The following is a 26,095-nucleotide window of genomic DNA, read 5'->3' on the forward strand; positions in this document are numbered from 1 at the left end:
GATGACAGACGCAGTGAAAATCGACGTACTCCTCGTTTCGGGGGCAAGGCCTGCTCTGTTGGAGAAAACTCTTGCAAGCTTTTCACAGCGATTGTTCAGGCATTTCGAGATCGGCACGCTTTACGTCAACATCGATCCCTTTGAAGGCGGACCGGTGGAGGTTGAGGCCTGCAAGGAGATCTGCAAACAGCATTTCGCCAATGTCGTCGTCAATAAGCCGGAAACGCCCCATTTCACCAGGGCGATCCGCTGGCTCTGGCGACAGCCGGCTGCGGACTGGTGCTTCCACCTGGAAGACGACTGGGTGCTGAACCGGGAGGTTGGCCCCGAAGAAGTCAGTAAGGCAATGACACGCAACGTTCGCCAGATCAGCCTGATGACGCGGGAAAAGAACTGGGGCTACCGGTCCTTCTATCATTATGAACCCGGCCGCAGGACATTCCTCGGAATGGATCTTGGCAAGGGTCTCAACAAGAAGCGGCCGATATTCGGAACCAGCCCCTCCTTCCTGCGCAGCGATTTCGCCGCAAGATGTGCCGAACTGATGGATGAGACACTCGATCCGGAAAAACAGCTGAACTACATGAACCCAGACCTGAATGCCTTTACCGCTCAATTCAGGAACAGGTTCATTGGCGCGCGGCGGGAATATGTGGCTGTCGACATCGGCCGGGAACACCGAGACGCACTTGGGATAACCAAGGAAGTTATCGATGGAAACAGCGTCTGGAGCCGGACAGAGTAACGCGCATCTTCAAGCCCACAAAATACTCTCGCACTGAGGTCAGCTGAAAAAGACGTTCCGTGTTGCCGGCGTATCGAAATCGAAGCCGAACAGCTCGATTTCGGTTTTGTACCAGTCGGCGACGATCCCGATATTCCTTTCGGTGTAGAATTCTCCCTGATCGGCACGGGCATTACGGGAGATATTGCGCTGTTCGAGCGTGTCATCTGCCCCGAGGTATCTTGCCAGTTCCGGGCCCAGTTTTTCCTGACGCAGGATATTGACCGCCACCTGCCCCCTCTCGTCGATCACATAGTCGCTTTGCGGGTACCAGCCGAGCGAGGCGCGGTGCCAGAAGAAATCAACCTTGCCCCACTCGTGGCGCGTCTCCAGAAATTCCTCGAACCCCCTCACTGTCAGATCGAATTCCGCCTCGTGGGATCCGCTTGTCTGCAGGTAGAACTTGAATCTGGAAAATGTCCGTGCCCAGGGATTGCGAACCACCGCAAAAGGCACCGTGCCAGCACGCACCGAAAGGTCGATATCCCGCAGTCGGGCATGTTCGTAGCCCGGATGAAGCCCACGATCCTTCATGAAGGTCATCAGCGCGTTTGCATAAGCCTTGCTTTTCAGGCGGCGCCGATTGGCGAGAACCAGATTGCCTTCCAGCGCCTTGGCATGGCGCACCGACATGCCGCCGTTCTTGGGAATGTGGACGAGCAGGTGTTTCTTCGGCACCAGCCCCAGCCTGGCAGGCGCGAACTTGAGGAAATTCTTGAGCTGGTATTCGTCCATGCTGTCCGTCTCTTGAAAGCGGTGCCCTGCGCCTTCCCGCACCTTGCTCGGCTGACGGACAGACGTCGTTTCAGCCTGCTGCCGGGCGCGGCGACCGTCAGCGCCTGAGGTCGATCTGGTGGTGCCTTATCCCAATCTGCCAGGACTGTCCATTCATCGGCTCGCCGTCCAGATTGAACTGCACGGGCTGCTGGGTCTCGATTTTCAGCTTGCGCACCTTGCGCTGGATCGGGCCGCCGTTGATATCGTCAACGCCGCTGTCCAGCAGCACCGACAAAAGGTCGATGACCTTGCCCGACTGCGGGAAGGGAACGATGGTGAGATCGAGGAAACCGTCATCGAGCCTGGCATCGGGGCACAGCCGAATGCCGCCACCAGCGCGGCGGCCATTGCCCACGGCGAGGGCCAGGAACGAGCCCTCCCAGGAGAAATCATCCGCCTCGATACGTGCTTCACAGGCCGAAAGTTCCGAAAACCGCTGCAGACCTGTGAAGAGATAGGCAGCCCCGCCAAGAACGCGCTTCAGGTTCGGGTCGGTCTGTGATGTCACCTGTGAACCGAAGCCGCCAGTTGCCATGTTGACGAACACACAGCCGTTGACCTCGCCAATGTCGGTCGGTTTGGCGGATGCGCGCACGGCAAACCGCAGGCAGGAGGTGATGTCCGCCGGGTCAAGGCCAATGTGATTGGCAAAATCATTCGCCGTCCCAAGAGGCAGAACCGCAAATGAAAAAGGAGGCTTTTCCCCTTCGGGCAAATCATGCAGGGCCGCATCCAGAACCTCGTTCAAGGTGCCATCACCTCCGCCGCTGACAAGCGTGTCGATCCGCTCGTTCTCGTGATCGCGCAGGGCATCGCGAACCAGTCTCTCGACATCGCCGGCCTCATAGGTCACGCGAACGGAGACATTGTGGCCCATGGACCGAACGGCCTCCACCGCACTGCGGACATCGTCGCGGCCGGCGGACTTGCCATTGAGGATCAGGCGCAGATGATGCTTTTCCAATTACGTCTCCTTGTCCCTGCTTCTTTCTTACACGAGCAGGGAAAAATGCCATCAGGCTTGGCAGCAGATCATAACCCGGGGCGGGAATACGGCAGTTTGAAAGCGGGACGGGTCTCTCCGAATGGTGCCTGTGAGCAAAACGCCGGTAAGGTGCAATCGTTCCGCTGAAAAGTGGGCCATGTGCCCGCCGGTTTCAATTTCTACCGATCACTAAAAAGTCGGGTCCAGGGGAACCGTCGTGCGGGACGCACTGTCTTGATGCCTGTTTCAGCCCGGCAGCATGGTTTCCCGGCGCGTCCGTGCGGTGCGGGCTTCCTCCATCAGCCATTTTCTAAAGGCAGACACCACCGGCCGCATCGTCCGCCCCTCCGGATAGACGAAATAATACGCTGTCTGCTGTGACAGGGAGAGGTCGAAAAGCCGGACGAGACGTCCTGAGGCCAGTTCCGCCTCGACGAAAAAACGTGGGATCAGCGCGGCTCCGGCGTGGTGGATCGCAGCCTCGGAGATCATGACGAACTGTTCGAAACGCGCGCCTTGGAAGGCGGCATCTGTTTCCACGCCTGCAAGATCAAACCACTGCCGCCAGGCAAGCGGACGTGTTGCAAGCTGCAGGCGCGGCACGCGGGCAAGATCGGCGGGTGTGCGGATCTGGTGCCGATCGCGAAAGACGCGTGAGGCAACGGGGATGACTTCCTCGTCGAACAGCCGCTCGGCGATCGCCCCCGCCCAGACCGGGTCGCCGTGGTGAATGGCGCCGTCAAACGGCTCCTCGTCGAAATCGAACGGCTGCAGGCGCACACTCAGATTGAGGCCAGCGTCCGGATACCGGCGCCCGAAATCGGCAATCCGCGGTGCCAGCCAGCGGGTGCCAAAGGTTGGCAGAACCGCAAGGTTGAGGACGTCCGCACTGCCGGCGTAGGACATCACCTGCCGCGTGGCCGCGGTCATCTGTTCCAGCGCCCCTCGGATGTCGTGAAGGTAGATCCGGCCCGCGTCGGTCAGGACAATGCGCTGGCGAACCCGCCGGAACAGCTCGACGCCCAGCCTGTCTTCCAGCTGGCGAACCTGCTTGGACACTGCGCCCTGTGTCAGGTGCAGTTCCTCCGCGGCGCGGGTAAAGCTCAGATGCCGGGCGGCACATTCGAACGCAATCAGCGTGTCTGCCGGCGGGACGAAGGCGCGCCGCATGGCAAATTCCCCTACTTCATTCCATTTCGTCATGAATGATGGACGAGGTTTCGCTTTTACGCAAACGGATTTGAGGCAAGACTAGAGGAAATAGAATGACCCTGGCCGTCAAACGGCCGCACATCATTGGCCGGATCACGGCCTGGGAGACACGACCATGAACGCACCCGCGAATGTTAAGTCCTCACCGGCCGGTGGCGGCTCCTTCGACTGGCAGGACCCGTTTCACCTGCGCGAACAGCTGAACGAAGACGAACAGCTGATCCAGGATACGGCTCGCGCATTTGCCCAGGAAAAGCTGCTGCCGCGCGTCATTGAAGCCTACCGCGAGGAAAAGACCGACCGGGGCATCTTCATCGAGATGGGTGAACTCGGCCTTCTGGGCGTTACCCTGCCGGAAGACTACGGCTGCGCCGGTGCATCCTATGTCGCTTACGGCGTCGTTGCCCGCGAGATCGAGCGTGTCGACAGCGGCTATCGCTCCATGATGAGCGTGCAGTCCTCGCTGGTCATGTACCCGATCTATGCCTACGGTTCGGAAGAACAGCGCCAGAAATACCTGCCCAAACTGGCAAGCGGCGAATTTGTCGGCTGCTTCGGCCTCACCGAGCCCGATGCAGGCTCCGATCCGGCCGGCATGCGCACCCGCGCGGAAAAGATCGACGGCGGCTACAAGCTGACCGGCTCGAAGATGTGGATCTCGAACGCTCCGATCGCAGATGTCTTCGTCGTCTGGGCGAAGTCGGAAGCACATGACGGTGCCATCCGCGGCTTCGTGCTCGACAAGGGCATGAAAGGCCTCACCGCACCGAAGGTCGGCGGCAAGCTTTCCCTGCGCGCCTCCATCACCGGTGAAATCGTCATGGACGGTGTGGAAGTGGGTGAAGATGCCCTGTTGCCGAATGTTTCCGGCCTGAAAGGCCCGTTCGGCTGCCTCAACCGCGCACGCTACGGCATTGCCTGGGGCGCAATGGGCGCTGCAGAAGACTGCTGGACCCGCGCCCGTCAATATGGCCTCGACCGCGAACAGTTCGGCCGCCCGCTGGCACAGACCCAGCTCTTCCAGAAGAAGCTGGCGGACATGCAGACCGAAATCACGCTCGGCCTGCAGGCAGCGCTGCGTGTCGGCCAGCTGTTCGACGCCGGCAAGGTGGCGCCGGAAATGATCTCGCTGATCAAGCGCAACAACTGCGGCAAGGCCCTGGATATCGCCCGCCAGTCTCGTGACATGCACGGCGGCAACGGCATCCAGGAAGAATACCACATCATGCGCCATGCCCAGAACCTGGAAACGGTCAACACCTACGAAGGCACGCATGACATTCATGCGCTGATCCTCGGCCGTGCACAGACCGGCCTGCAGGCGTTCTTCTAAGACCCTGAAGTCATGACATTTGACGCGGGCGGCCAAGCCGCCCGTCTCTCGTTCGGTTCTCTTGAAAAGGGTTTGCGTCAGCAGGCCCGTTGTTTTTCCTGACAGCGCTTGAGGAGGCTCCATGGCGGACCAGACTGCGGATGTCGTCATCGTAGGGGGAGCCGTCATGGGCTCGTCCGTCGCCTGCCACTTGGCCATGCGCGACGATTTTTCCGGACGCATCGTCGTTATCGAGGCGGATCCCGCCTATGAAACCTGCGCTTCCGCGCGTTCGGCAGCGTCCATTCGCCAGCAGTTCTCCAGTGCCATCAACATCGAGATTTCGCTTTACGGCATCCGCTTTCTGCGGGAGATCGGAGCAGCGCTCAACGTGAACGGCGACAGGCCCGCTATCGACCTTCACGAGGGTGGCTACCTTTTTCTGGCGACGCCCGACAAGCTCAATATCCTTCAGGAAAATCACCGCCTGCAGCAGCAGCTTGGCGCGGATATCGCCTTTCTTGACCCGGACGGTCTCAAGGCGAAGTTCCCCTGGCTGGAGGTTTCCGACCTTGCCGCAGGCTGCCATGGCGTCACAGGCGAAGGCTGGTTCGACGGCTATGGCCTGATGCAGGCCTTCCGCAAGAAGGCCCGGTCGCTGGATGTTGACTACATTGCCGCAAAGGCCAGGGTGGCATCCGACGGCAATGGAGGCTGGAGCGTTGAGCTATCGACGGGCGAGAGACTTTCGACATCTGTCGTCGTCAACTGCGCCGGTGCATCCGGCGGAGCCGAGCTTTGCCGTCAGGCCGGAATGGACGTGCCGATCGTTTCCAAAAAGCGCTGCGTCTTTACCTTCGAATGCAAGGACAAGCTGGAGCGTTTTCCGCTGCTGATCGATCCGAACGGCACCTATGCGCGTCCGGAAGGTACCGGCTATATCTGCGGTTCGGCGCCGCCTGAAGATCGCGATCCGGACTGCCACGATTTCGACGTCGATTATGGCCTTTTCGAAGAACATATCTGGCCGACACTGGCAACGCGCGTTCCCGCTTTCGAGGCAATCCGACCGGGAGCCGCCTGGGCCGGCTGCTATGACATGAACCTCTTCGACCACAACGCCTTTGTCGGCGCAGTGCAGGGGCTGGACGGGTTCTATCTGGCACTCGGGTTTTCAGGACATGGTCTGCAGCAGTCACCCGCGGTTGGGCGCGGCCTTGCGGAACTGGTCGTGACAGGCGGCTATCAGACACTGGATCTCTCTCCGCTGGCGTTCGACCGGCTGGCTGCCGGAACACCGATTATCGAAAAGAACGTGGTCTGACCGTCTGAAGCTTACTCGGCCACCAGCAAGGGCGTGACAGGTCCGTCCTCGACCTTGCTCGTCTGGGCGCTGGATACCTTGGGCAGGGTCAATGGATTGGCGGGGCTGATCTCCGCCTTTTCCGGTGCCGCGTCAGGCGTTTCCGCCGAAATATCGTCCGGAATTTCTGCCGCGCCTTCCGTCAACGCTTCGGCATTGTCGGTGACCGGACCAGCGTTGCTGCCGCTGTCTTCAGCGTCCGCCGTCTCCACCAGTGGCTCTTCCACCGGTAAGGGCTGGCTCTCAATCTGGTTCTGGCCAGATGAAGCACCGCCCACCGACGTCCAGTCCACCAGCCGGGTCATTGCATCCTGCAGGACAGCCGTCAGACGGGCCATTCGCACCTTGTCCGGCTCGAAAGGCGGTGATTCATGGCGCAGGTAAGAGCGTTGTGCCAGCAGCAACGTCATCGCATGCAGGCCGCGGTCCGGTCGACCGAACGTATGGGTGATGAAACCACCCCGGGTCTGTTCGTCGACGCTGACCGTATACCCTTCCCGCCCCTTGAACGAGCCGACCAGCACATTGCGCAGGTCCGGATCACATGACGTTCCATCCGCTGTGCCGATACTGACCAGCGGCAGTCCATTTTCGGTCACGCCCTTGATGTTCGAGCGCATGGACTGGCAATCGAGCACGATCACCTTGCGATGACTGCGCAAAAGCCGGTCGATCTGGCGGCGCAGGGCCTTGTGGAAGGGTGTATAGAAAAGCAGCGTGCGTTGTTCGATCTCGGTCGGGCCAGGCTCTTCGCCTTCCTGATAAATGCGTTTGCCATCCAGCGTGGTGGCGGGACACAAGGCGCGCGTTGGATCCTGCGCAGCGCTGACAGGTGTCTTGGGATCGCGGTCCAGATCGACAACGTAGCGGGAAATGGTGGAGCGCAGCACTGTCGCGCTCAACTCTCCGTGAAAGTCGAACACACGTTCCAGGCGCCAGGCAAGATCGGCCTGAAGACGGCCCGTAGCGTTCAGCCTTTTTTCGACAGCGTTCGGGATCTCCGTGCCCGAATGGGGCAGGCAGACAACCAGCGGGCTTTGTCCTTCTTCAACCAGGATCATGCTGCAACGCCTAAACGACGAGACCAAACGGTCTCTAACTTGGAGAATTTACTTAACGGAAACAAGACATTTTCTTTACAACCAGAAGACACGTAATCGCACCCGCAACAAGGCCCGGTCGAATAGATCATTGTTTCCAGCAGCTTGCCAACCCTTATTGCCTGCACCGCTTCTGGGTGAAAGCCGTTTCCGGTCTGAAGCTCTCTTTCCCACACTATTTCGCGGTCGCACAAACCGTCGTGTTGCGCATTTTAATCCAGCGGGCTGCCCAACCGGCATCTTGACGGATGCCTGCAGGCGGGCAATTTTCACATCAACACATCTTTCGGCGGCCAAGGCCGTCCCATCCCCTTCCGTTCAGGAACTGCCTTCAAACGAGGACCCCGCCATGACGCTTCGCAATGGCAAAGAATTTCTGATGATTCCAGGACCGACCAATGTGCCGGAGGAAGTCCTGCGGGCCATGCACCGGCCGGCGGTGGACATTTACGAAGGCCCCTTGCTGGAAACGACCGGGTTCTGCCTGCACGGTTTGCAGCGTCTGTTCCGGACCGAAGGCAAGACCTACATCTACGCAGCCAACGGTCATGGAGCCTGGGATGCCGCCCTGTGCAACACGCTGAAGCGTGGCGACAAGGTGCTCGTGCTGGAGTCCGGCCGCTTTGCGCTTGGCTGGGGAGAAGCTGCCAACGTGCTGGACCTCGATATCGAGGTTCTGCCCGGCGCCTGGGACAAGGGTGTCGACCCTGCCCGCCTGCAGGAACGGCTGAAACAGGATACCGCCCACGAGATCCAGGCCATCCTGGTGGTTCAGGTCGATACGGCCTCCGGGGTCTGGAATGATATTGCCGCCTTGCGCAAGGCAATCGACGCAGCTTCACACCCTGCCCTGTTCATGGTCGACACCATTGCCTCGCTAGGCTGCATGCCGTTCGAGATGGACGCCTGGGGTGTCGATGTGGCGCTGACGGGATCGCAGAAGGGCCTGATGTGTCCGCCGGGCCTCTCTTTTGTTGCCGCCGGCCCGAAAGCCGACAAGGCACATGAAACGGCGGAGCTGCGGACCAACTACACCGACTGGACTTTCCGGCAAGGACCGGAGCACTACCAGAAATACTGCGGAACCCCGCCCGAGCACCTTCTGTTCGCCTTTCACAAGGCCCTCGATCTCATTTTCGAGGAAGGGCTGGAGAAGACCTGGCACAGGCATGCCCTTCTGGGTGAGGCAACCCGGCAGGCCGTTGCGGTCTGGGCGGAAAAGGGCGCGATCGACTTCAACATCACCGACACGCATGCCCGCTCGAACTCCGTCACCGTTGTGCGGTTCAATGAAGGCGACGTGGCGGCGCTCAGAAGCTTCACCAAGGAAGTCTGCGGCGTCACCATCGGTGGAACGATCGGCGAATTGTCCGGCAAGGGCATCCGCATTGCCCACATGGGCCACGTCAACGCCGTCATGCTGCTCGGCACGTTGTCAGCCATTGAACTCGGCTTCCAGAAACTGGGCATTCCCCATGGGCGGGGCGGAGTGCAGGCGGCGATGGATTACCTGGCAGGAGCCTTGTAAAGCTTTGGAGAAATAACGGCTTTAATATTGAAGCAACTTTTCTTTAAATCACCTCTCAGACTACAAAACAATAAGTGCATTTAGAATAAAAAATTTACTCTACCAATGGAGAGAATGTTGAATATTATTAAATTCGCCAAAATTATCCTTGAACGAGGCTCTCAACTCTTCGGTATTTTGGGTGGAATTGCTGCAGTTTACGCTCTTTTACAGCCAGGTGCAGCAATTGATTTTTTGGAAAAACTTCAAAACTCCAACTCCGAAATATCAGAAAACACAAATAAAATAGAGAAAAATACTAAATCGATAGAAGAAAATACAAAAGCAACAGCACAAAATATTCCCTATTGGCTGAATTTAAAAATTTTGAATACTAATAGTTTCGGCGGCTTTGACGTTACATACGAAAACCCTACGAATTTCAGTGTGAGAGAGGTAACTTTCAGATTTTTTCAAGGGGAACGAGAAGTCAAAGAACTTAAGACGATACTTCCTCCCAAAGAAACACTGACGACTAGTCTTACTACCTACAGTGAGTATCCTGCATCAGAGTATACTATTTGTGTTTCTGGAGTAATTGAAGCAACTGGTGACAAGGTATACGAACGCCGAGTGTACCCCTTTAGCGAACAAGACGTATTCATCCGCTACAATTCGATGAAAGACTACGTTTTTTCAGAATACCCGACAGGTATTTGCAGTTAGTTTTCGCGAGAAGGTTGCTGTAGCATCGTCACTTGAAGTTAATTCAACCAGATCAAATTCGCTGCCTATCCACCTTCTCAAAGCTTTTCCTCCAGCCGGTCGCAGATCGTTTTCAGAACCTTGATCCGGGCATGGCGCTTGTCCTCGGAGGAGACCAGCGTCCAGGGGGCGTAGTGAGTTGATGTGCGATCGATCATGTCGCCGGCGGCGATGGCGTATTGGTCCCATTTCAGGCGATTGCGCCAGTCGTCATCCGTGATCTTGTGCTGCTTGTAGGCCGTGTCCTCGCGCGCCTTGAACCTGCGCAGCTGCTCGTCCTCTGAAATAGCGAGCCAGAACTTGCAGACAATGTAGCCAAAGTCCGTGAGTTCCTGCTCGAACTCGTTGATTTCGTTGTAGGCGCGCAGCCAGTCGTCGTGTCCGGCATATCCTTCGACACGCTCCACCAGCACGCGTTCGTACCAGGACCGGTCGAAGATGGCGAAATGTCCCTTGGCCGGCACGCGCCGCCAGAAGCGCCACAGGTAAGGGCGGGCCTTTTCCTCGTCGGTCGGTGCCGAGATCGGGTGAACCTTGTAGATGCGCGGATCGAGCGGACGGATCACCCTGCGGATCGCACCACCCTTGCCGGCGGCATCATTGCCCTGAAACACCAGAACAACGCCCGTCTTGGACAGGGACTTCATGTCCGACAGATCGGACAGTTGCTTCTGGTACTTGTCACGAAGCTCTTCGTATTCCGACTTCTCCAGCTTTTCCGTCAGGTCGATGGTGTCGACCGCCGTCTCGCGCTTCAGGCCGCCGACCACGGGAGGTGCGGCAATCGAATGCGGTTCACCGTCCTCCAGCTTCAGCTTCATGGCATTGGCAACCGTTTGTGCCAGCGCGGCATCCCGGTACTCGGGATCCTGCGAGGGGATGACAAACCAGGGCGCGTAGCCCTTGCTGGTTTCCAGAATGATCTTTTCGCCGGCCTCGCTCGCCTTCTTGTGGTGCTTCAACGCCGCCCAGTCGGCCAGCACATGGCGCGCGGCATGTTTTTTCTCGATGTGCTTCAGCCGTTCTTCCTGTTCCTTCTTGGGCAGGTAGAACCAGAATTTCAGGATAAGCACATCCTCGTTGGCGAGCATTTCCTCAAACCGGCGGATCCGGGTCAGGGCCTTGTCGAAGGCGTCCTCGTCGATCTTCTTGTAGATCCAGTCCCGCAGAACGGTCTGATACCAGCTCCCGAACACGATGGCCGTCTCGCCCTTGGGCGGCAGATCGCGCCAGTAGCGCCACAGCGGCGGGCGCAGCCGGGCTTCGTCCATCAATTCGCCATAGGCGTTGCAGACAAGATGGCGCGCATCCATCCAGCCGTAGAGCCGGGCAACCGCTTCGCCCTTGCCCGCGCCATCCAGGCCATCAACCAGGATCATCGTCGAGAACGGCTGTTTCTCGACAACGGGCAGCTGGGCTGCCAGCAGCGCCTCGCGCAACTGCGGCTCCAGTTTCTTGAAGGTTTTCTTGTCCATGTTCTGCGGCAGGCGGGCGGATTCAAACATGAAGACCTCAAAAGAAAAGACGCACTGGCTGCATCTTGAAACAGCCGCACTTAAAAAACCATCTCTTGCTTCAATGTTCCCGAATGGCAGGAGATTCCAATTTTTCGCTATCGGATGGAAGAAGGCGCAACTATATGAAGCGGTAACCGTTTCCTTCACGTCTTTGAAGGCACCCGGCATTTGACAGTTTTTCACTTTTCTCGACCAACACGACCGACCCCGTGACCGAATTTCTTGATCCTGTTCTGACCTTCATCGCGGAAAACCCGTCCCTGGCAGGTCTGATCTGTTTTCTGGCCGCCATGGGCGAAGCGCTGTTCCTGATCGGCCTTTTCGTGCCGACGACGGTGGTGCTGGTGGGCGCCGGAACGCTCGTCGGGCTCGGCAAGCTGGATCCCGTGCCGCTGTTCATCTGGACGACCCTGGGAGCGACCGCAGGTGATGCGATCTCCTACTGGATCGGCTACACCTTCAAGGACAAGATCAAGACCATGTGGCCGCTGAACAAATATGCGGACATTGTGGAAAGCGGCGAGAATTTCTTCAAGAAACACGGCGGCAAGAGCGTCTTTATCGGCCGCTTTGTGCCTGGTGTAAAATCGGTGGTTCCAGGCATCGCCGGCATGGCCGGCATGAATTTCACCCGCTTTTCGGTGGTCAACGTCACCTCAGCCTTTGCCTGGACGATCGTGCATATCGCCCCCGGTATCATTGCAGGTTCCGCGCTTGATGCCATCGGCCAGATCAGCGGACGACTGGCCCTGGTGCTCGGCGCTCTCCTGGTCATCGTCTTTCTGGCGGTGATGCTCGGCCGCTGGCTGATCCTGATTGTCCTGCCGCTGTTTCCCAACACCCATGCGGCCATCGTCAAACGCTTCGCCAAGCGTCAAGACCGGGTATCCCAATGGATCGCGCGCAATTTCGACCCCGCGCATCCACGCTCGGCAGGCATGCTGGCCTCGGCGCTGATCCTGCTGATTTCCTTGCCGGCCTTCTTCTGGATCGTTGGAGAAATCGCCCCCGGCGAACCGATGGTGCGGGCCGACCTTGCCATCCTGAACCTGTTCGACAGCCTGCGCACGCCGGTCGGCGACCGGATCATGGTGTTCGTGACATCGCTCGGCGACGGGATCGTCGTTACCGCCGTCACCGTTGCGGTTGCCGCCTATCTGTTCCTGAGGAAAGCCTGGCGGCGCGGCATCGGCTTCGTCATCGCGATGGCCGGCACCGCCATGTTCGTGCCCCTGTTCAAGCTGATGCTGCATCGCTCGCGGCCGATCGAGCTTTATGCGGGTGCCGACGCCTACAGTTTTCCCAGTGGCCATGCGACGCTGAACGCGGTGCTCTACGGCATTTGCGCGGTGTTGATCGCCCACGATCTCAGCCGTTGGGCCAAGGCCAGCATTTTCACCATCACCGCGACACTGGTCATCACCATCGGCTTTTCGCGCGTCTACCTTGGCGCTCACTGGATGTCGGACGTCCTGGCCGGACTGTTGTTCGGCATTGGTATGGTCTCCGCCTTCGCCTTCGTTTTCGGCCCGATCCACAACGAGAAGATCGGCCGGACGACACTTGCCGTCATCGTCGTCGCTACACTCGGCATCTTCGGCGCCTGGCACCTTTCAGGCACCTATGACAAGGCACTTCAGATCTATGAGCCGCGCACCAACACCGAAGCGCTGACAGCAACGGGCTGGCTGGCAGGCGGGTGGCGGGCATTGCCTGCCCATCGGATCGAACTGAATGGCGATACCGAGGAACCGCTGGTGATCCAGTACACCGGGTCCCTGGACCGCTTTGCCCAGGCTGCCGAAGCCGATGGCTGGCAGAAACCGCCGAAATGGTCACTCTCGAGCGCAGGCGGGTTCGTGGAAGGCAAGACACCGCCGGATTCCCTGCCGATCCTGCCCCGAAGCCAGAACGGGCGCCAACCATCACTCGTTCTCATCCGCAAGGATCATTCCGCCGACGCAGACAAAAGCGGACGCTGGGTGCTGCGGCTCTGGCCGAGCCGCTATGCCATCCTGCAAGCGGGCAGCCTGCATCCGCTGTACCTCGGCAGCGTGGTACATGAAGATATCCTGCGACCGATGGGCGAGTTCTCCGGTCCAAAAACGGATATCGAAACTCCGGACCCGACCGACAATCCGGCCCATCTGCTGCCTGGCGCGATAACGCGAAAACGAGCGGACGGTACCGAAGTCGTGCTCGGCTTCAGCTTTGGTCCGGTACCTCCGGCTGCGTCCGGGGTTCCTGCAAAAGATACGCCCGAGGCTGCACCGCAGGCTCAGTAATCTCGCCATCGCAGCGGTTCGGATCTGGTGCCTGCAACACTTTCCGGACCAGCCCCTTGCGCTGGTTTAGAGACGGTTGATCTGTTGAGCCTTCACACAACGCGGTCCCAAAAATGTCCTATTGGGCCACCATTCTCTTGCAGAACCTCTTCGGATCCAGGCTTCACTTCACGCTGCACGATGTCGTTATTTCAGTGGGTTAGGCACCGGTGGCGGAGTTTGTTTTTCGCGTGTCAGATCCCCATTCCCGGAAGCCCGATCGAAAATTACCCCTTGATACTTTTTTCGTATATTCATATATTTGAATATACGAAAAAAGTATCAAGGGCACATCATGACTGACTTTACACCCCTTATGAGTTTCCTGGGTGGAACGCTGATCGGCGTTGCCACGGTTGCCCTGATGGCTGTGCTCGGGCGCATTGCCGGCATCAACGGCATTGCCAGCGGCTTTCTGACAACGCAGTTCAACCAGGACTGGGCCTGGCGCGCCGCCTTTCTGGCCGGCATGGTCGCCAGCCCGCTGATCATGCTTGGCCTAACCGGGCAACTGCCGGAAATCACCGTGCCGTCCTCCCCGCTGCTGCTGGTGGCCGGCGGTTTTCTGACCGGTATCGGCACGACCTATGGCTCCGGCTGCACGAGCGGCCATGGTGTCTGCGGCATCTCGCGCCTGTCGGCACGGTCCATCGTGGCAACCGTCACGTTCATGGCAACCGCGGGTGTGACCGTCTACCTGACCCGCCACGTCTTTGGAGGATAACGGCATGAAACTTCTTTCCGCTTTTGCCATTGGCCTCCTCTTCGGCTGCGGCATCCTGATCTCGGGCATGGGCGACCCCGCCAAGGTCCTGAACTTCTTCGATGTGGCCGGCACCTGGGACCCGAGCCTTGCCTTCGTGATGGGCGGTGCGCTGCTTGTCACGGCCATCGGCTATCGTCTGGTCTTCCGGATGAACACGCCGCTGTTGGCACAGGGCTTCAACCTGCCTTCGAAAACCGATCTCGACGCCAAACTGATCGGCGGCTCCGCGGTTTTCGGCATCGGCTGGGGCCTGAGCGGTTTCTGTCCGGGTGGTCTTGTTCCGGTGCTGGGCCTGGGCATGGAGCCTCTGCTGACCGCCGGTGCTATCGTTGCCGGCATCTTGACCGCAAGATGGATGATCGCCCTCGGCCATCGCCAGCAACCCGCAAAAGCCTGACCCGGCTCGGCCGGCAAAAACAAACGGGAGACTGTTATGAGCAACTCAAACTATCCGGTCGACATGGGTGTCAAACCTGACGTCACACCCTTTTTCGATCCGGCCACCAACACGATCAGCTACGTGGTCAAGGACCCGGCTTCCAACGCCTGTGCCGTTGTCGACAGCGTGATGGATATCGACTACGCCGCCGGCCGCATCACCTATGACCATGCCGATCAGATCATCGCCTATATCCGCGAGAAGGATCTCAAGCTGGAATGGCTGATCGAGACACATGTTCATGCCGATCACCTGTCGGCAGCGCCGTATATCCAGCAGAAACTGGGCGGCAAGCTGGGCATCGGCGACAAGATCACCGTCGTCCAGGAGACCTTCGGCAAGGTGTTCAACGAAGGCACGGAGTTCCAGCGCGACGGCAGCCAGTTCGACCGCCTGTTCCGTGACGGAGACGTCTATCAGATCGGCGAGCTGACCGCCTTTGCCATGTATACGCCCGGCCACACTCCGGCATGCATGGTGCATGTGATGGGCGATGCCGCCTTTGTCGGTGATACGCTGTTCATGCCCGATGGCGGCTCGGCTCGGGCCGATTTCCCGGGCGGTGATGCGGCAACACTTTACGACAGCATCCAGAAGGTGCTGGCCCTGCCGGACGACATGCGCCTGTTCATGTGCCACGACTATGGCCCGAACGGCCGCGACATCCAGTGGGAGACCACGGTGGGTGCCGAGAAGGAACACAACATCCACGTCGGCGGCGGCAAGACGAAAGAAGAATTCGTCAAGTTCCGCACGGAACGCGATGCCCAGCTCGACATGCCGAAGCTGATCATCCCCTCGCTGCAGGTGAACATGCGCGCCGGCAAGCTGCCGCCCGCGGATGAAAGCGGCAAGACCTTCCTGAAAGTGCCGGTCAACGGCCTCTGATCGAGGCCAATGAACGGCCCCTCTAGCAGAACCGAAGCAGGCGGCTGATCCCCGTGAATCCACGCGGGGAGGGCGTCTGCAGAAAATCGGTCGAGACTTCATCGCCGGGAGGAGGCGGACAGGACCCATGAAAGCAATCAATTCCCAGATATCGGTAGCTCCCCAGGTAAAACCCGAGGACATGGCCGACTTTGCACAACAGGGCTTTCGCTCGGTGATCTGCAATCGCCCCGACGGAGAAGGTGCCGACCAGCCCTCGTTCGAGGAAATCGAAGCGGCTGCCGGCAAGCTCGGAATGGAAGCGCGGTATCTGCCCATCGTTGCCGGCAAGGTGGGCGATACGGATGCCGAAGAATTCGGACGGTTGATGGAAAGCCTGCCGAAACCGATCCTGGCCTATTGCCGGACCGGTACGCGCTCGGCAACGCTCTGGTCGTTGTCCCAGGCCGAAAAGCTGCCACTCTCCGACATCCTCTCCAAAACCAAGGCCGCCGGCTACGACATGGCTGGCGTGGTGCGGCGCATCGCCAACGGCGGCCGCACGCCGACCGAGACTGCCGAGGATGCGCGTTTCGACGTTGTCATCGTGGGCGGTGGCGCTGCCGGCATCTCGGTGGCTTCCAGTCTGCTTTCCCGCAAGTCGGACCTGGAAATCGCCATCATCGACCCGGCAGACGTTCACTACTACCAGCCCGGCTGGACGATGGTCGGCGGCGGCATCTTCGAGGCCTCGGACACAGCCAAGACCATGGGCTCCCTCATTCCGAAGGGCGTTCACTGGATCAAGTCGGCTGTCGCTGCCTTCGAACCGAAGGACAATGCCGTCGTTCTGGACGGCTGCCGTGTGGTCAAATACGGACGGCTGGTGGTCTGCCCGGGCCTGAAGCTCGACTGGCACAAGGTCGAAGGCCTTGTCGACACGCTCGGCAAGAACGGCGTGACGTCCAACTATCGATACGACATGGCCCCCTACACCTGGCACCTGGTGCAGACCATGAAGGCAGGACGGGCGCTGTTCACCCAGCCGCCCATGCCGATCAAATGCGCCGGTGCGCCGCAAAAGGCCATGTATCTTTCCGCAGACCACTGGCTGAAGTCCGGCACTCTGGACAAGATCGACATCCAGTTCATGAATGCCGGCGGTGTGCTGTTCGGCGTGAAGGACTATGTGCCTGCGCTGATGGATTACGTGAAGCGATACGATGCCGGCCTGAACTTCTTCCACAATCTGGTTGCCGTCGACGGGCCCGGCAAAAAGGCCGTCTTCGAGGTGAAGGAACCGGAAAAGGATCCACGCCAGGTGGAAGTCGAGTTCGACATGATGCATGTGACGCCGCCGCAGACGGCGCCCGATTTCATCCGCGTCTCGCCGCTGGCGGATGCCGCCGGCTGGGTCGATGTCGACCAGTCCACGCTGCGCCACAAGACCTTCGACAACATCTGGTCGCTCGGTGATGTGATGAACGCACCGAACGCCAAGACGGCCGCAGCCGCGCGCAAACAGGCACCGGTGGTCGCGGAAAACATCGTTTCCGATATCGCAGGGCACAGCGCGACAGCCCAATATGACGGCTACGGATCCTGCCCGCTCACCGTTGAACGTGGCAAGATCGTCCTGGCCGAGTTCGGCTACGGTGGAACGCTGTTGCCGAGCTTCCCGCGTTGGCTGGTGGACGGGACCAAGCCAACGCGCACTGCATGGCTCCTGAAGGAGCGCATCCTGCCTCCCATTTACTGGCGTGCCATGTTGCGCGGCAAGGAATGGCTGGCCAAGCCGGAAAAAGTATCGGCAGCATAACAAGCCCGGGAAACGGGCCCGTCATACCAACCTGCAACTCGAGCCGGCTTCCCGGCTCGAGTTTTTACCAGCCCCGACAAAGGCCAAGAAAAATGATCCGCCTAAAGCGCTATCTGCCCATTCTCGACTGGGGCAAGAGCTATGACAGGGAAACGGCGACAAACGATCTCGTTGCGGCGGTGATCGTGACGATCATGCTGATCCCGCAGTCTCTTGCTTATGCGCTTCTGGCTGGCCTGCCCCCCGAAGTCGGCCTTTATGCATCCATCCTGCCGCTTGTCGCCTACGCCCTGTTCGGCACCAGCCGTGCGCTGGCCGTCGGGCCGGTTGCCGTGGTCTCGCTGATGACGGCTTCCGCCGTTGGCGAACTGGCCAGGCAGGGCACCCCGGAATATCTGGGTGCCGCCATCATTCTCGCTTTCCTCTCGGGCCTGATGCTGATCGCCATGGGCCTGTTCCGGCTCGGCTTCCTGGCGAACCTCCTGAGCCATCCGGTGATTTCCGGCTTCATCACCGCGTCGGGCCTGCTGATTGCTTCCAGCCAGCTCAAGCACATCCTCGGCGTCAAGGCGAACGGGCATACGCTTTACGACATCCTGGGCTCCATCCTGCAGCACCTTGGCGAGATCAACTGGATCACCTTCGCAATCGGCGTATCGGCCACGGCCTTTTTGTTCTGGGTGCGCAAGGGCCTGAAGAAACTGCTGCTCGGCATGGGACTGAAACCGTTCTTTGCCGATATCCTGACCAAGGCCGGGCCAGTGGCAGCCGTAGCGGTGACCACGATCCTGTCCGCCGTCTTTCAACTCGGCGAGAAAGGCGTGCGTGTTGTCGGGGACATTCCCTCCGGCCTGCCGGTGCCGCATCTGCCAGCCTTCGACAGCGAATTGTGGCTGGCGCTTGCCGGTCCCGCGCTGCTGATTTCGGTTATCGGTTTTGTGGAATCCGTTTCCGTAGCGCAGACGCTGGCAGCCAAGAAGCGTCAGCGGATCGAGCCGGATCAGGAGCTGATCGGCCTCGGCGCCTCCAACATTGCCTCCGCCATTTCCGGCGGCTATCCGGTCACCGGCGGGTTCGCCCGCTCGGTCGTCAATTTCGATGCCGGGGCGGCAACCCCGGCGGCCGGTGCCTTCACCGCCGTCGGCATTGCGCTGGCCACCTTGTTCCTGACCCCGCTGCTGACGCATCTGCCGCAGGCAACTCTGGCCGCCACCATTATCGTTGCCGTGCTGTCGCTGGTCGATCTCGGCGCGATCAAGCGGACGTTCGCCTATTCGAAGAGCGATTTCGCGGCCATGGCCGCGACGATCCTGATCACACTGTTCTTCGGTGTCGAGCCGGGCGTGGTGACCGGCGTTGCCCTGTCGATCGCGCTTTATCTTTACCGCAGCAGCCGGCCGCATATGGCAATTGTCGGCGTCGTGCCGGGAACCGAGCACTTCCGCAATGTTGACCGGCACGCCGTGGTGACGGGTGACCGGGTGCTGACGCTACGGGTCGATGAAAGCCTGTTCTTTGCCAATTCGCGGTTTCTGGAAGACCGGATCTATGCACTGGTGGCCGAAAAGCCCGATATCGAACACGTGGTGCTGATGTGCCCGGCCGTGAACGAGATCGACGCCAGCGCCCTGGAGAGCCTTGAGGAAATCAACCACCGCCTGTCGGATTCCGGTGTTTCCTTCCACCTTTCGGAGGTGAAAGGACCGGTGATGGACCGACTGAAGCGGACCGATTTCCTGAAGCATTTGAGCGGGCAGGTGTTCCTCAGCCAGTATGACGCCCTGTGTACGCTCGACCCGCTGACGGCGCATATTTCGGAAAGCCGCACGCCGAAGAAAACTGCGAAGTCGAACCTGTGGAGCGGGCCGGAGATCTGATCCAGCTCCGGCGCCCTCTCGGTTGACGCCCTGGTTTCACCGACCTGAAAAATCACCTTCGACAGATCTGGTACGTCCCTCGAAAAGATCCTTGAGGGACCTGAATTCACGAAACAGGAAATCCGAAAGGACCCTGATCCTGGCCGTTTCCCGTAGTTCCCTGTGTGTCAGGAACCAGAGATCGCTGGCAAACTCCTCAATCGGCGCCGTCAAGCGGACCAATCGCGGATTGAGATCCGCCAGGTAGCAGGGCAACAGCCCGAGACCCACGTTGTTGGCCACGGCCTGTTCCAGTGTATGGATGCTGTTGACCTTGAGTGCAGGTTCCACGAACCGCTTCCGGTCCGCAAGCCATTTTGCCGTGGCAAGGTGCTGAAGGTCACCGTCCGGCAGGCAGAACGGCAACCGCTGCCGGGCAAGACATGCGTGAAGGGCTTCCAGGTCGGAGATCGGGTCCGGATCTACCTGGCTTAACGCCGACGGGTTGCCCGACTTCCGAAAAAACTCAGGGCCACAATATAGCGCGACCGCGATCCGGCACAGGCGCCGTCCCACGAGGCTTTCAGGCGGCTCGCCTCCCGCTCTCAATGCGGCATCGGCTTCCCGCTGGCCGATGTCAGCCATTCCGACGCCTGATCTGATATCAAGGCAAAGGTCCGGATACTGCTCCCGGAATCTTGACACCAGCGGCATCAGCGGTCCGGCAATGAGTGTATCGACCGTGGCGAGGCGAACCGTACCAGCCAGTTGCCGGTCTTCATTCGCGATCCGCGTCTCCAGAGACGCGATTTCCAGTTCCATCGACTTTGCAAGCGTCGCGGCATCATGGCCCGCAGCCGTCAGGGTCACACCGGTGGTATCGCGCCTGAACAACTGCGTACCAAGCCGATCCTCCATATCCCGCGCTCTCCGGAACACGGTCGGCGTGCTGGTTTCCAGTTGTCCGGCAGCGCCTGCGAACGAACCGGTCCGCTCCACCGCAAGGATAAAGCGCAGATCGTCCCATTTCAGTTTTAGCGGATTGGAATGCTGCATTTCATTTTTGTTACTACAAGCATTTCAGATCAGCAACTACTGTCCTCTCGTTCAACGGTGGTGAAGGGCACGGCAATCATGCATCCGGCGATCGGCAATCGGCCGTTTCCCCTTGCAACAGACCAACCCCGTTCCATCCCCAGACCTTGAGGAATTGCGATGTCCAAGATGATTTTTGTGAACCTGCCTGTTGCGGATCTTGCCGCTGCCACGGAATTCTACAAAGCAATTGGTTGCTTCCGAAACGACCAGTTCAGCGACGCCCAGGCGTCCAGCATGGTCTGGTCGGACACGATCACGTTTCAGCTACTGACGCGGGAGTATTTTGCCAGCTTCGTATCGCGGAAAATTCCGGACGCCCATCAGACTTGCCAGATGCTGCTTGCCCTTTCCCACGACAGCCGGGAGGAAGTCGACAATGTCATCGCGGCCGGGTCGGCAGCGGGGGGCGACGCGAAAGTACGGGACGTCATGGATATGGGCTGGCTTTACAACTGCGCGATAGCAGACCCGGACGGTCACATTCTGGAAATGACCTGGATGGACCCGGCTGGAATGCCGTCCGAAACTGAGTAAGAAGGCTGTTGCGGGAGCACTGGAACGCCTTGTGGACTTTGCTCTCCACCTGCCTGCGCCTGTTTCACGTCAAAGAGCGTCTGATAAACCGCCTGGAACAGGTTGGAGACCTGAGCCGGCCTGGCGACAAATGCGAAATATTGCCTGACGCCCCACTGGAAGATGGCTTTATCCTTGCCACCAGCCTCATTCTTCGAGACGCCGCCTTGCGGCTCCTCAGGATGAGCGTTTTGCACTCAGGCTCCTGGCTTCCAACCCAACCAGCAAAAGGGGGCATCAGTTGCTGTTTGACGACTGCAGGATCGGCACGATCTTCTCGCAGAAGCGGAAATGGACCGGCGGCTTTTCGCCTTCCTGAACCATGAGCCCTTCCGTACCACGGGGCCGAACGGTGACCAGTTCGATCGCCTCGCCGCCATCCGTCAGCAGGCAACTGATTGCCGCACGCTGGGTCATCTTGCCGCTCTTTTCGGCCCCATACACCTGACAGATGCGCCCCGGGGTTTCCAGAAGACCGCGGTAGATGGCCAGCGTGGAACCGGGCGCGCTTCGGTCGATCCGCGGAGCAGGACAATCCTGCAGTTCCCGCACCCATATGCCTTGCGCGAAATCCGCAAAACGCAGATCCAGTGCCCGCCCTTGCAGAAGGGGTGCGGATTTCGGCACCTGGAACATCAGGTCTCCCTTGCCTGCAAGCGCAGGCCCGCACGCAAACGCCAGTGCAACGCCCAACAAGGCATTTCGTGTGAAACCGTTCAACCGCTACCCCCTCCCGGAGTGACAAGATCCAACCGGATTATCCGATGCGCCGAAACATCGCGCAAGTTGGCAGGAAAGGTCAATGTCGCCAACGGCAAAACTTGCAAAAAACGAACAAATGTGGAACAAAATGCGCATGGAACCCGATCATCAGCCACTAGCGGGGCGGATTCAGCTGGATGACCCGCTCAAGGACGGACGTCAGTCGGAAACCGCGCTGAAGGTCTGGCGCGGGGCCGCGCGGCTGTTGCGACAGCTCGATTTCGCCTGCCTGCCGGAAGTCACTCTTGCCTCCGCCCGGCGGGCGGATCTTCTGGCGCTTGGGCCGAAACATGAGCTCTGGATAGTCGAGGTCAAATCCTCGATTGCCGATTTCCGGGCGGATACCAAGTGGCCGGACTACCGCCTTCATTGCGACCGGCTCTATTTCGCGACGCATCCGGACGTCCCGCTGGAGATCTTTCCCGAGGAAGCCGGGCTGATTGTTTCCGACGGCTTCGGGGCGGAGATCCTGCGCGAAGCACCGGAACACAAGCTGGCGGCGGCCACCCGGAAATCGGTAACCCACCGCTTCGCCCGCCATGCCGCACACCGCCTGCACAACCTGTCAGACCCGGACGGCGTTCGGTTGTTCCAGAGCTACTAGGGCCGACTTTCGTCTCACGCCCTTGCAACGGTTTCCCTGCGCCGGAGGCGAAGCACCAGGATCAGTGCGAGCAGCACCAGGACAGGAGCGGACACCGCAGCCAGACCCGTCCAGCCGATCCCCGCAAACAGCACGCCGGAGAGAAGCGAGGCTCCGGAGGACGAAACCGCAAGAAGCGTATCGTTGACGCCTTGGACCAGCGGCCTTTCCTCGTCGCTCAAGGCTGCCTGCAGCAAATGCGTTCCTCCGATGAAACCGAAATTCCAACCCACGCCCAACAGGACGAGGGCACCGTAGAATTCGAGCAGGCCGATGCCGGACCATGCCGTCAGCGCGGAAGCGAACAGGAGAACGAGCCCCAGGACGGCGATCCTGGTTCCACCGAAGCGGCGGATCAGAAACCCCGTGAAGAAACCGGGCGCGAACATTGCGACCACGTGCCAGCGAATGACATCCGCGGCCTGGCCTTCGGCGAACCCGCAACCGATCATCGCCAAGGGTGTCGGGGTCATCAGAAGAACCATCATCGCCTGTGACAAAGCTGCAAGCCCGATCGCTCCGACCGCCCCAGGATTACGGCTCAGGATCCGTACCGCGCTTTCCGCGCGCCTGTGGGCCACCTTGAGTGGCGATGCCGGCATCCTTAACCACCAGACCGGCAACGCCCCCAGAACTCCGAGCATGGCGATTGCAAGATAGGCTCCTGCCAGCGGTATCGGCGCCAGTGCGTCCTTTGCTTCATTGAACAGTTGCGGCCCCAGCAACGCGGCCACCAGTCCGGAAGCCAGTGTGAAGGAAATCGCCTGGGCCCGATGTTCGGCGGGAACCGCCTCGGAGGCCGCAAACCGGAAATAGTTCACGCTGATCAATGCGGCCCCAAGAGCCGCATGTGCCAGGCAGAGCAGGATGAAATTCTGCAGAACAAGCGCCAATGCCGCGAAGATACCGCCGAAGACCAGCATTGCCGCGCCAAGCAGGAAACCTGCTCGCCTGCCGAAGCGCCCCATGAAGAGAGATACCGGCGTTGCCACGATGATGCCGACCAGCATCTGCGTCGACGGCGGAGCGGTTGCGAGCCACACGTGGGGAGCCAGCCACCCTCCTGCCAGACCGCCAAGGATGATCAGCATCGGCATTGCCGAGCCGAGCACGATATTCGCAAGGAGAATGAGGAGAAAGTTTCTCGTGAGCATGAGGCCGTCCGTACCGGTTACGCCAGGGATCACTCCTGTTTACCGGTTGAACCGACTGTCTATAATGACATAGTGTCGTCAATTATGGACAAAACGCTTCGCCAGATCGACATCCTGCTTTTCGACGGCCTGAACATCCTGGATGTGGCAGGTCCCGCGCAGGTTTTCAGTTCGGCAAACGAAGACGGCACCGAACGCTACAGGTTGCGCTTCGTTTCCATGGACGGGATGGGGGTCACCTCTTCCTGCGGGCTCAGATTGCAAGTGGACACGACCGCTTCGACAAACGGGCGGCGGGATCTCCTGATACCGGGCGGGACTGGTGTCGATCAAGCGATGCATGACCGGATGATCCTGGATTTTCTTGCAACATGGCCTTCGGAAATGGAGGACAGACGGGTAATCTCGATCTGCTCCGGTGCGCTGGTCCTGGCCAATGCTGGCCTTTTGAATGGCCGGAAAGCCACGACCCACTGGCGGCGCGCCCGACAGGTGCGACGGCAATTTCCTGAGGTGCGCTGGTCTACCGACGAGCTGTATCACATCGACGGCAATGTGATGACGTCCGCAGGCGTGGCCTCAGGCATCGATCTGGCGCTGGAGATCATCAAGAGGGACCATGGTGGAGCCCTGGCTCTTGCCGTTGCCCGCGAGTTGGTCGTCTATCTGAAAAGAGCCGGTGGCCAAACCCAGTTCGCTGACTTGCTTGAAGCGCAGTTTTCCGGCGACCGCGAACTTGGCCGGCTGCTTGACGCCTTGCAGGACAATCCCGGACGCGACTGGACACTGGAGTTGATGGCTGAGGTTGCCGGTCTGACCCCGAGGACCTTGAGCCGACGGTTTTCCGCAAGCGCGGGGCTAACGCCCGTGAAATATCTGGAACGCTACAGGCTCAAGCGGGCAGCGGATGTCCTGTCAGGCGGTGCGCCGGTGGGAAGCGCTATCCGTGTTTCCGGTTTCTCCGATTTCCAGCAAATGCAGCGGGCGTTCAAGAGGCATCTCAATACCACCGTCGGCGAGTACCGGGAAAAATTCGCGGATAGCTGAAACCCTGTGGCGACAGATCGCGGATGGCACCTGCCGGACATCAGCTGAGATGCCATCCGGAGCGCTGCAACCAGCGCCCCGGATGCAGTTTGCATCAGACGAACAGGTTGACCAGGCTTTCCAGGTATTCCTGCTTGCCGGATTTCGGCTGCGGTTCCAGGTCGGCCTTGTGGACGCGCTCGGCCAATGTCTCGAGCGAGGAACCACCCTTGAGGATGTCGGCGTTTTCCGGCTTCTGCCAGCCGGCATAACGGTCATCGACGAAGCCCTTCAGCCGGCCGTCCTCGATCATGGCTGCCGCGGCCTTCAGTCCGCGAGCAATTGCGTCGGCCGAGCCGACATGCGCCTGGATCAGATCGACCGGGTCGAGTGACTGGCGACGCAGCTTGGCATCGAAGTTGGTGCCGCCGGTGGTGAAGCCGCCCGCCATCAGGATCTCGTAATAGGCGAGCGCCAGTTCCGGCACGTTCATGCCGAAGTGGTCGGTATCCCAGCCGCACTGGTAGTCGTTGCGGTTCATGTCGACGGACCCGAAGATGCCGAGCGAACGGGCCATGTGCAGTTCGTGCTCGAACGAGTGACCGGCCAGGATGGCGTGGCCCTGCTCGATGTTCATCTTGACGTCGTTTTCCAGCCCGTAGGCCTTCAGGAACCCATAGACGGTGGCGACGTCGTAGTCGTACTGGTGCTTGGACGGTTCCTGCGGCTTCGGCTCGATCAGGATCGTGCCCTTGAAGCCGATCTTGTGCTTGTATTCGACCACCATGTTGAGGAAGCGGCCGAACTGGTCCAGCTCCTGTTTGATGTTGGTGTTGAGCAGGGTCTCGTAGCCTTCGCGGCCACCCCAGAGCACATAGTTCTCACCGCCGAGGCGATAGGTGACGTCCATTGCGTTCTTCACCTGTGCGGCGGCATAGGCGAAGACGTCCGGATCCGGATTGGTGGCCGCACCGCCCATGAAGCGGCGGTTGGAGAACATGTTGGCCGTGCCCCAAAGGAGCTTGATGCCGGTGTCGGCCATCTTCTTTTCGAAGATGTCGGCAATCGCGTTCACGTTGGCATTGCTTTCGGCGAGCGTCCGGCCTTCCGGCGCAACGTCGCGGTCATGGAAGGTGAAGAACGGCATGCCCAGGATCTGGAACATCTCGAAGGCAACGTCTGCCTTCAGTTTGGCCTGTTCCATCGGATCGCCGCCAGCCGCCATCCAGGACCGGTTGAAGGTTTCGCCGCCAAACGGATCGGACCCCGGCCAGCAGAAGCTGTGCCAGTAACACACGGCAAGACGCAGATGGTCTTCCATGCGTTTGCCAAGGACGATCTCGTCCTTGTTGTAGTGGCGATAGCTCAGCGGCTCGGTGCTTGCCGGCCCGGTGTATTGGATCGGCTGAAGATCGCCGAAGAACCCAGTGCTCATGTTGTCATCTC

24 protein-coding genes are annotated in these 26,095 nt (G+C 59.7%); 15 read left to right on the forward strand and 9 right to left on the reverse strand.

What is annotated here, in order from left to right:
- Position 1 precedes the first annotated feature (1 nt).
- Complete coding sequence (locus FIV05_RS04630) at positions 2-745, forward strand: hypothetical protein (RefSeq protein WP_152508824.1); 744 nt, start codon at positions 2-4, stop codon at positions 743-745.
- Positions 746-784: 39 nt separating this feature from the next.
- Here the strand turns inward: FIV05_RS04630 and FIV05_RS04635 are convergent, their stop codons facing one another.
- The 3 genes from FIV05_RS04635 to gcvA all read right to left on the reverse strand — a co-directional run bounded on the left by FIV05_RS04635 (position 785) and on the right by gcvA (position 3,716).
- On the reverse strand, positions 785-1,519 hold the full coding sequence (locus tag FIV05_RS04635; protein ID WP_152508825.1) for a hypothetical protein: 735 nt from the start codon (positions 1,517-1,519) through the stop codon (positions 785-787).
- A gap of 97 nt (positions 1,520-1,616) precedes the next feature.
- Positions 1,617-2,525 carry a lipid kinase YegS gene (gene yegS, locus FIV05_RS04640; protein ID WP_152508826.1) on the reverse strand — a complete coding sequence of 303 codons (909 nt, stop codon included), beginning with the start codon at positions 2,523-2,525 and terminating at the stop codon, positions 1,617-1,619.
- 267 nt (positions 2,526-2,792) lie between these two features.
- Positions 2,793-3,716, reverse strand: coding sequence for a transcriptional regulator GcvA (gcvA, locus tag FIV05_RS04645; protein WP_022999230.1), 924 nt, complete (start codon positions 3,714-3,716; stop codon positions 2,793-2,795).
- A gap of 157 nt (positions 3,717-3,873) precedes the next feature.
- Between gcvA and FIV05_RS04650 the strand changes: the two genes are divergently transcribed.
- Together FIV05_RS04650 and FIV05_RS04655 are read left to right on the forward strand one after the other, a co-directional pair.
- On the forward strand, positions 3,874-5,091 hold the full coding sequence (locus tag FIV05_RS04650; RefSeq protein WP_152508827.1) for an acyl-CoA dehydrogenase: 1,218 nt from the start codon (positions 3,874-3,876) through the stop codon (positions 5,089-5,091).
- A 121-nt stretch (positions 5,092-5,212) separates the two neighbouring features.
- The gene (locus tag FIV05_RS04655) at positions 5,213-6,394 is read left to right on the forward strand and encodes an FAD-binding oxidoreductase (protein ID WP_152508828.1); all 1,182 of its coding nucleotides are present in this window, start codon (positions 5,213-5,215) and stop codon (positions 6,392-6,394) included.
- 11 nt (positions 6,395-6,405) lie between these two features.
- Here the strand turns inward: FIV05_RS04655 and FIV05_RS04660 are convergent, their stop codons facing one another.
- Complete coding sequence (locus FIV05_RS04660; protein ID WP_152508829.1) at positions 6,406-7,494, reverse strand: N-formylglutamate amidohydrolase; 1,089 nt, start codon at positions 7,492-7,494, stop codon at positions 6,406-6,408.
- A 388-nt stretch (positions 7,495-7,882) separates the two neighbouring features.
- On the opposite strand from FIV05_RS04660, the gene FIV05_RS04665 reads away from it, so the two are divergent.
- A complete protein-coding gene (locus tag FIV05_RS04665) occupies positions 7,883-9,061 on the forward strand; it encodes an aminotransferase class V-fold PLP-dependent enzyme (RefSeq protein ID WP_152508830.1) in 1,179 nt (392 codons plus the stop codon).
- A gap of 114 nt (positions 9,062-9,175) precedes the next feature.
- Positions 9,176-9,766 carry a hypothetical protein gene (locus tag FIV05_RS04670; RefSeq protein WP_152508831.1) on the forward strand — a complete coding sequence of 197 codons (591 nt, stop codon included), beginning with the start codon at positions 9,176-9,178 and terminating at the stop codon, positions 9,764-9,766.
- A gap of 77 nt (positions 9,767-9,843) precedes the next feature.
- Here FIV05_RS04670 and pap read toward each other — a convergent pair whose 3' ends face one another.
- Positions 9,844-11,310 carry a polyphosphate:AMP phosphotransferase gene (gene pap, locus FIV05_RS04675; RefSeq protein WP_075283379.1) on the reverse strand — a complete coding sequence of 489 codons (1,467 nt, stop codon included), beginning with the start codon at positions 11,308-11,310 and terminating at the stop codon, positions 9,844-9,846.
- Between pap and FIV05_RS04680 the strand changes: the two genes are divergently transcribed.
- From FIV05_RS04680 to sulP, 7 genes are all read left to right on the forward strand, one after another.
- A complete protein-coding gene (locus FIV05_RS04680) occupies positions 11,309-11,494 on the forward strand; it encodes a hypothetical protein (protein ID WP_152508832.1) in 186 nt (61 codons plus the stop codon). The genes pap and FIV05_RS04680 overlap by 2 nt on opposite strands.
- Before the next feature lie 37 nt (positions 11,495-11,531).
- Positions 11,532-13,607 carry a bifunctional DedA family/phosphatase PAP2 family protein gene (locus FIV05_RS04685; protein ID WP_152508833.1) on the forward strand — a complete coding sequence of 692 codons (2,076 nt, stop codon included), beginning with the start codon at positions 11,532-11,534 and terminating at the stop codon, positions 13,605-13,607.
- Positions 13,608-13,941: 334 nt separating this feature from the next.
- Complete coding sequence (locus FIV05_RS04690; protein WP_209009854.1) at positions 13,942-14,370, forward strand: YeeE/YedE family protein; 429 nt, start codon at positions 13,942-13,944, stop codon at positions 14,368-14,370.
- 4 nt (positions 14,371-14,374) lie between these two features.
- On the forward strand, positions 14,375-14,809 hold the full coding sequence (locus FIV05_RS04695) for a DUF6691 family protein (protein WP_152508834.1): 435 nt from the start codon (positions 14,375-14,377) through the stop codon (positions 14,807-14,809).
- A gap of 36 nt (positions 14,810-14,845) precedes the next feature.
- Positions 14,846-15,739 (forward strand): MBL fold metallo-hydrolase, encoded by an 894-nt coding sequence (locus FIV05_RS04700; protein WP_022999239.1) that lies wholly within the window; start codon positions 14,846-14,848, stop codon positions 15,737-15,739.
- 127 nt (positions 15,740-15,866) lie between these two features.
- Complete coding sequence (locus FIV05_RS04705; protein ID WP_022999240.1) at positions 15,867-17,537, forward strand: bifunctional protein tyrosine phosphatase family protein/NAD(P)/FAD-dependent oxidoreductase; 1,671 nt, start codon at positions 15,867-15,869, stop codon at positions 17,535-17,537.
- 92 nt (positions 17,538-17,629) lie between these two features.
- The gene (gene sulP, locus FIV05_RS04710) at positions 17,630-19,414 is read left to right on the forward strand and encodes a sulfate permease (protein ID WP_152508835.1); all 1,785 of its coding nucleotides are present in this window, start codon (positions 17,630-17,632) and stop codon (positions 19,412-19,414) included.
- 36 nt (positions 19,415-19,450) lie between these two features.
- On the opposite strand, the gene FIV05_RS04715 is transcribed toward sulP, so the two are convergent.
- The gene (locus FIV05_RS04715; RefSeq protein WP_152508836.1) at positions 19,451-20,449 is read right to left on the reverse strand and encodes a LysR family transcriptional regulator; all 999 of its coding nucleotides are present in this window, start codon (positions 20,447-20,449) and stop codon (positions 19,451-19,453) included.
- Positions 20,450-20,608: 159 nt separating this feature from the next.
- Between FIV05_RS04715 and FIV05_RS04720 the strand changes: the two genes are divergently transcribed.
- On the forward strand, positions 20,609-21,025 hold the full coding sequence (locus tag FIV05_RS04720) for a lactoylglutathione lyase (RefSeq protein ID WP_152508837.1): 417 nt from the start codon (positions 20,609-20,611) through the stop codon (positions 21,023-21,025).
- Between the two features lie 276 nt (positions 21,026-21,301).
- Here FIV05_RS04720 and FIV05_RS04725 read toward each other — a convergent pair whose 3' ends face one another.
- Positions 21,302-21,784, reverse strand: coding sequence for a hypothetical protein (locus FIV05_RS04725; RefSeq protein ID WP_152508838.1), 483 nt, complete (start codon positions 21,782-21,784; stop codon positions 21,302-21,304).
- A 136-nt stretch (positions 21,785-21,920) separates the two neighbouring features.
- Here FIV05_RS04725 and FIV05_RS04730 point away from each other — a divergent pair, with 136 nt between their 5' ends.
- On the forward strand, positions 21,921-22,430 hold the full coding sequence (locus FIV05_RS04730) for an MmcB family DNA repair protein (protein ID WP_077293228.1): 510 nt from the start codon (positions 21,921-21,923) through the stop codon (positions 22,428-22,430).
- A gap of 14 nt (positions 22,431-22,444) precedes the next feature.
- Here the strand turns inward: FIV05_RS04730 and FIV05_RS04735 are convergent, their stop codons facing one another.
- Positions 22,445-23,623: an MFS transporter gene (locus FIV05_RS04735; RefSeq protein ID WP_152508839.1), complete on the reverse strand. Its 1,179-nt coding sequence runs from the start codon at positions 23,621-23,623 to the stop codon at positions 22,445-22,447.
- Between the two features lie 84 nt (positions 23,624-23,707).
- On the opposite strand from FIV05_RS04735, the gene FIV05_RS04740 reads away from it, so the two are divergent.
- A complete protein-coding gene (locus tag FIV05_RS04740; RefSeq protein WP_152508840.1) occupies positions 23,708-24,670 on the forward strand; it encodes a DJ-1/PfpI family protein in 963 nt (320 codons plus the stop codon).
- 94 nt (positions 24,671-24,764) lie between these two features.
- On the opposite strand, the gene xylA is transcribed toward FIV05_RS04740, so the two are convergent.
- Positions 24,765-26,084: a xylose isomerase gene (xylA, locus tag FIV05_RS04745; protein WP_062491089.1), complete on the reverse strand. Its 1,320-nt coding sequence runs from the start codon at positions 26,082-26,084 to the stop codon at positions 24,765-24,767.
- Positions 26,085-26,095 lie beyond the last annotated feature (11 nt).

This window comes from Labrenzia sp. THAF191a, from assembly GCF_009363335.1.
GTDB lineage: Bacteria > Pseudomonadota > Alphaproteobacteria > Rhizobiales > Stappiaceae > Roseibium > Roseibium algicola.

Bases quoted from the DNA above. Each gene is read 5' to 3' on its own strand.
- FIV05_RS04695 (WP_152508834.1), top strand. From the start codon at position 14,375: ATGAAACTTCTTTCCGCTTTTGCCATTGGCCTCCTCTTCGGCTGCGGC.
- FIV05_RS04630 (WP_152508824.1), top strand. From the start codon at position 2: ATGACAGACGCAGTGAAAATCGACGTACTCCTCGTTTCGGGGGCAAGG.
- FIV05_RS04740 (WP_152508840.1), top strand. From the start codon at position 23,708: ATGGACAAAACGCTTCGCCAGATCGACATCCTGCTTTTCGACGGCCTG.
- FIV05_RS04635 (WP_152508825.1), bottom strand. From the start codon at position 1,519: ATGGACGAATACCAGCTCAAGAATTTCCTCAAGTTCGCGCCTGCCAGG.
- sulP (WP_152508835.1), top strand. From the start codon at position 17,630: ATGATCCGCCTAAAGCGCTATCTGCCCATTCTCGACTGGGGCAAGAGC.
- gcvA (WP_022999230.1), bottom strand. From the start codon at position 3,716: ATGCGGCGCGCCTTCGTCCCGCCGGCAGACACGCTGATTGCGTTCGAA.
- pap (WP_075283379.1), bottom strand. From the start codon at position 11,310: ATGTTTGAATCCGCCCGCCTGCCGCAGAACATGGACAAGAAAACCTTC.
- FIV05_RS04720 (WP_152508837.1), top strand. From the start codon at position 20,609: ATGTCCAAGATGATTTTTGTGAACCTGCCTGTTGCGGATCTTGCCGCT.
- FIV05_RS04730 (WP_077293228.1), top strand. From the start codon at position 21,921: ATGGAACCCGATCATCAGCCACTAGCGGGGCGGATTCAGCTGGATGAC.
- FIV05_RS04735 (WP_152508839.1), bottom strand. From the start codon at position 23,623: ATGCTCACGAGAAACTTTCTCCTCATTCTCCTTGCGAATATCGTGCTC.
- xylA (WP_062491089.1), bottom strand. From the start codon at position 26,084: ATGAGCACTGGGTTCTTCGGCGATCTTCAGCCGATCCAATACACCGGG.
- FIV05_RS04690 (WP_209009854.1), top strand. From the start codon at position 13,942: ATGACTGACTTTACACCCCTTATGAGTTTCCTGGGTGGAACGCTGATC.
- FIV05_RS04680 (WP_152508832.1), top strand. From the start codon at position 11,309: ATGAAGACCTCAAAAGAAAAGACGCACTGGCTGCATCTTGAAACAGCC.
- FIV05_RS04715 (WP_152508836.1), bottom strand. From the start codon at position 20,449: ATGCAGCATTCCAATCCGCTAAAACTGAAATGGGACGATCTGCGCTTT.
- FIV05_RS04670 (WP_152508831.1), top strand. From the start codon at position 9,176: ATGTTGAATATTATTAAATTCGCCAAAATTATCCTTGAACGAGGCTCT.
- FIV05_RS04705 (WP_022999240.1), top strand. From the start codon at position 15,867: ATGAAAGCAATCAATTCCCAGATATCGGTAGCTCCCCAGGTAAAACCC.
- FIV05_RS04700 (WP_022999239.1), top strand. From the start codon at position 14,846: ATGAGCAACTCAAACTATCCGGTCGACATGGGTGTCAAACCTGACGTC.
- FIV05_RS04665 (WP_152508830.1), top strand. From the start codon at position 7,883: ATGACGCTTCGCAATGGCAAAGAATTTCTGATGATTCCAGGACCGACC.
- FIV05_RS04655 (WP_152508828.1), top strand. From the start codon at position 5,213: ATGGCGGACCAGACTGCGGATGTCGTCATCGTAGGGGGAGCCGTCATG.
- FIV05_RS04650 (WP_152508827.1), top strand. From the start codon at position 3,874: ATGAACGCACCCGCGAATGTTAAGTCCTCACCGGCCGGTGGCGGCTCC.
- FIV05_RS04660 (WP_152508829.1), bottom strand. From the start codon at position 7,494: ATGATCCTGGTTGAAGAAGGACAAAGCCCGCTGGTTGTCTGCCTGCCC.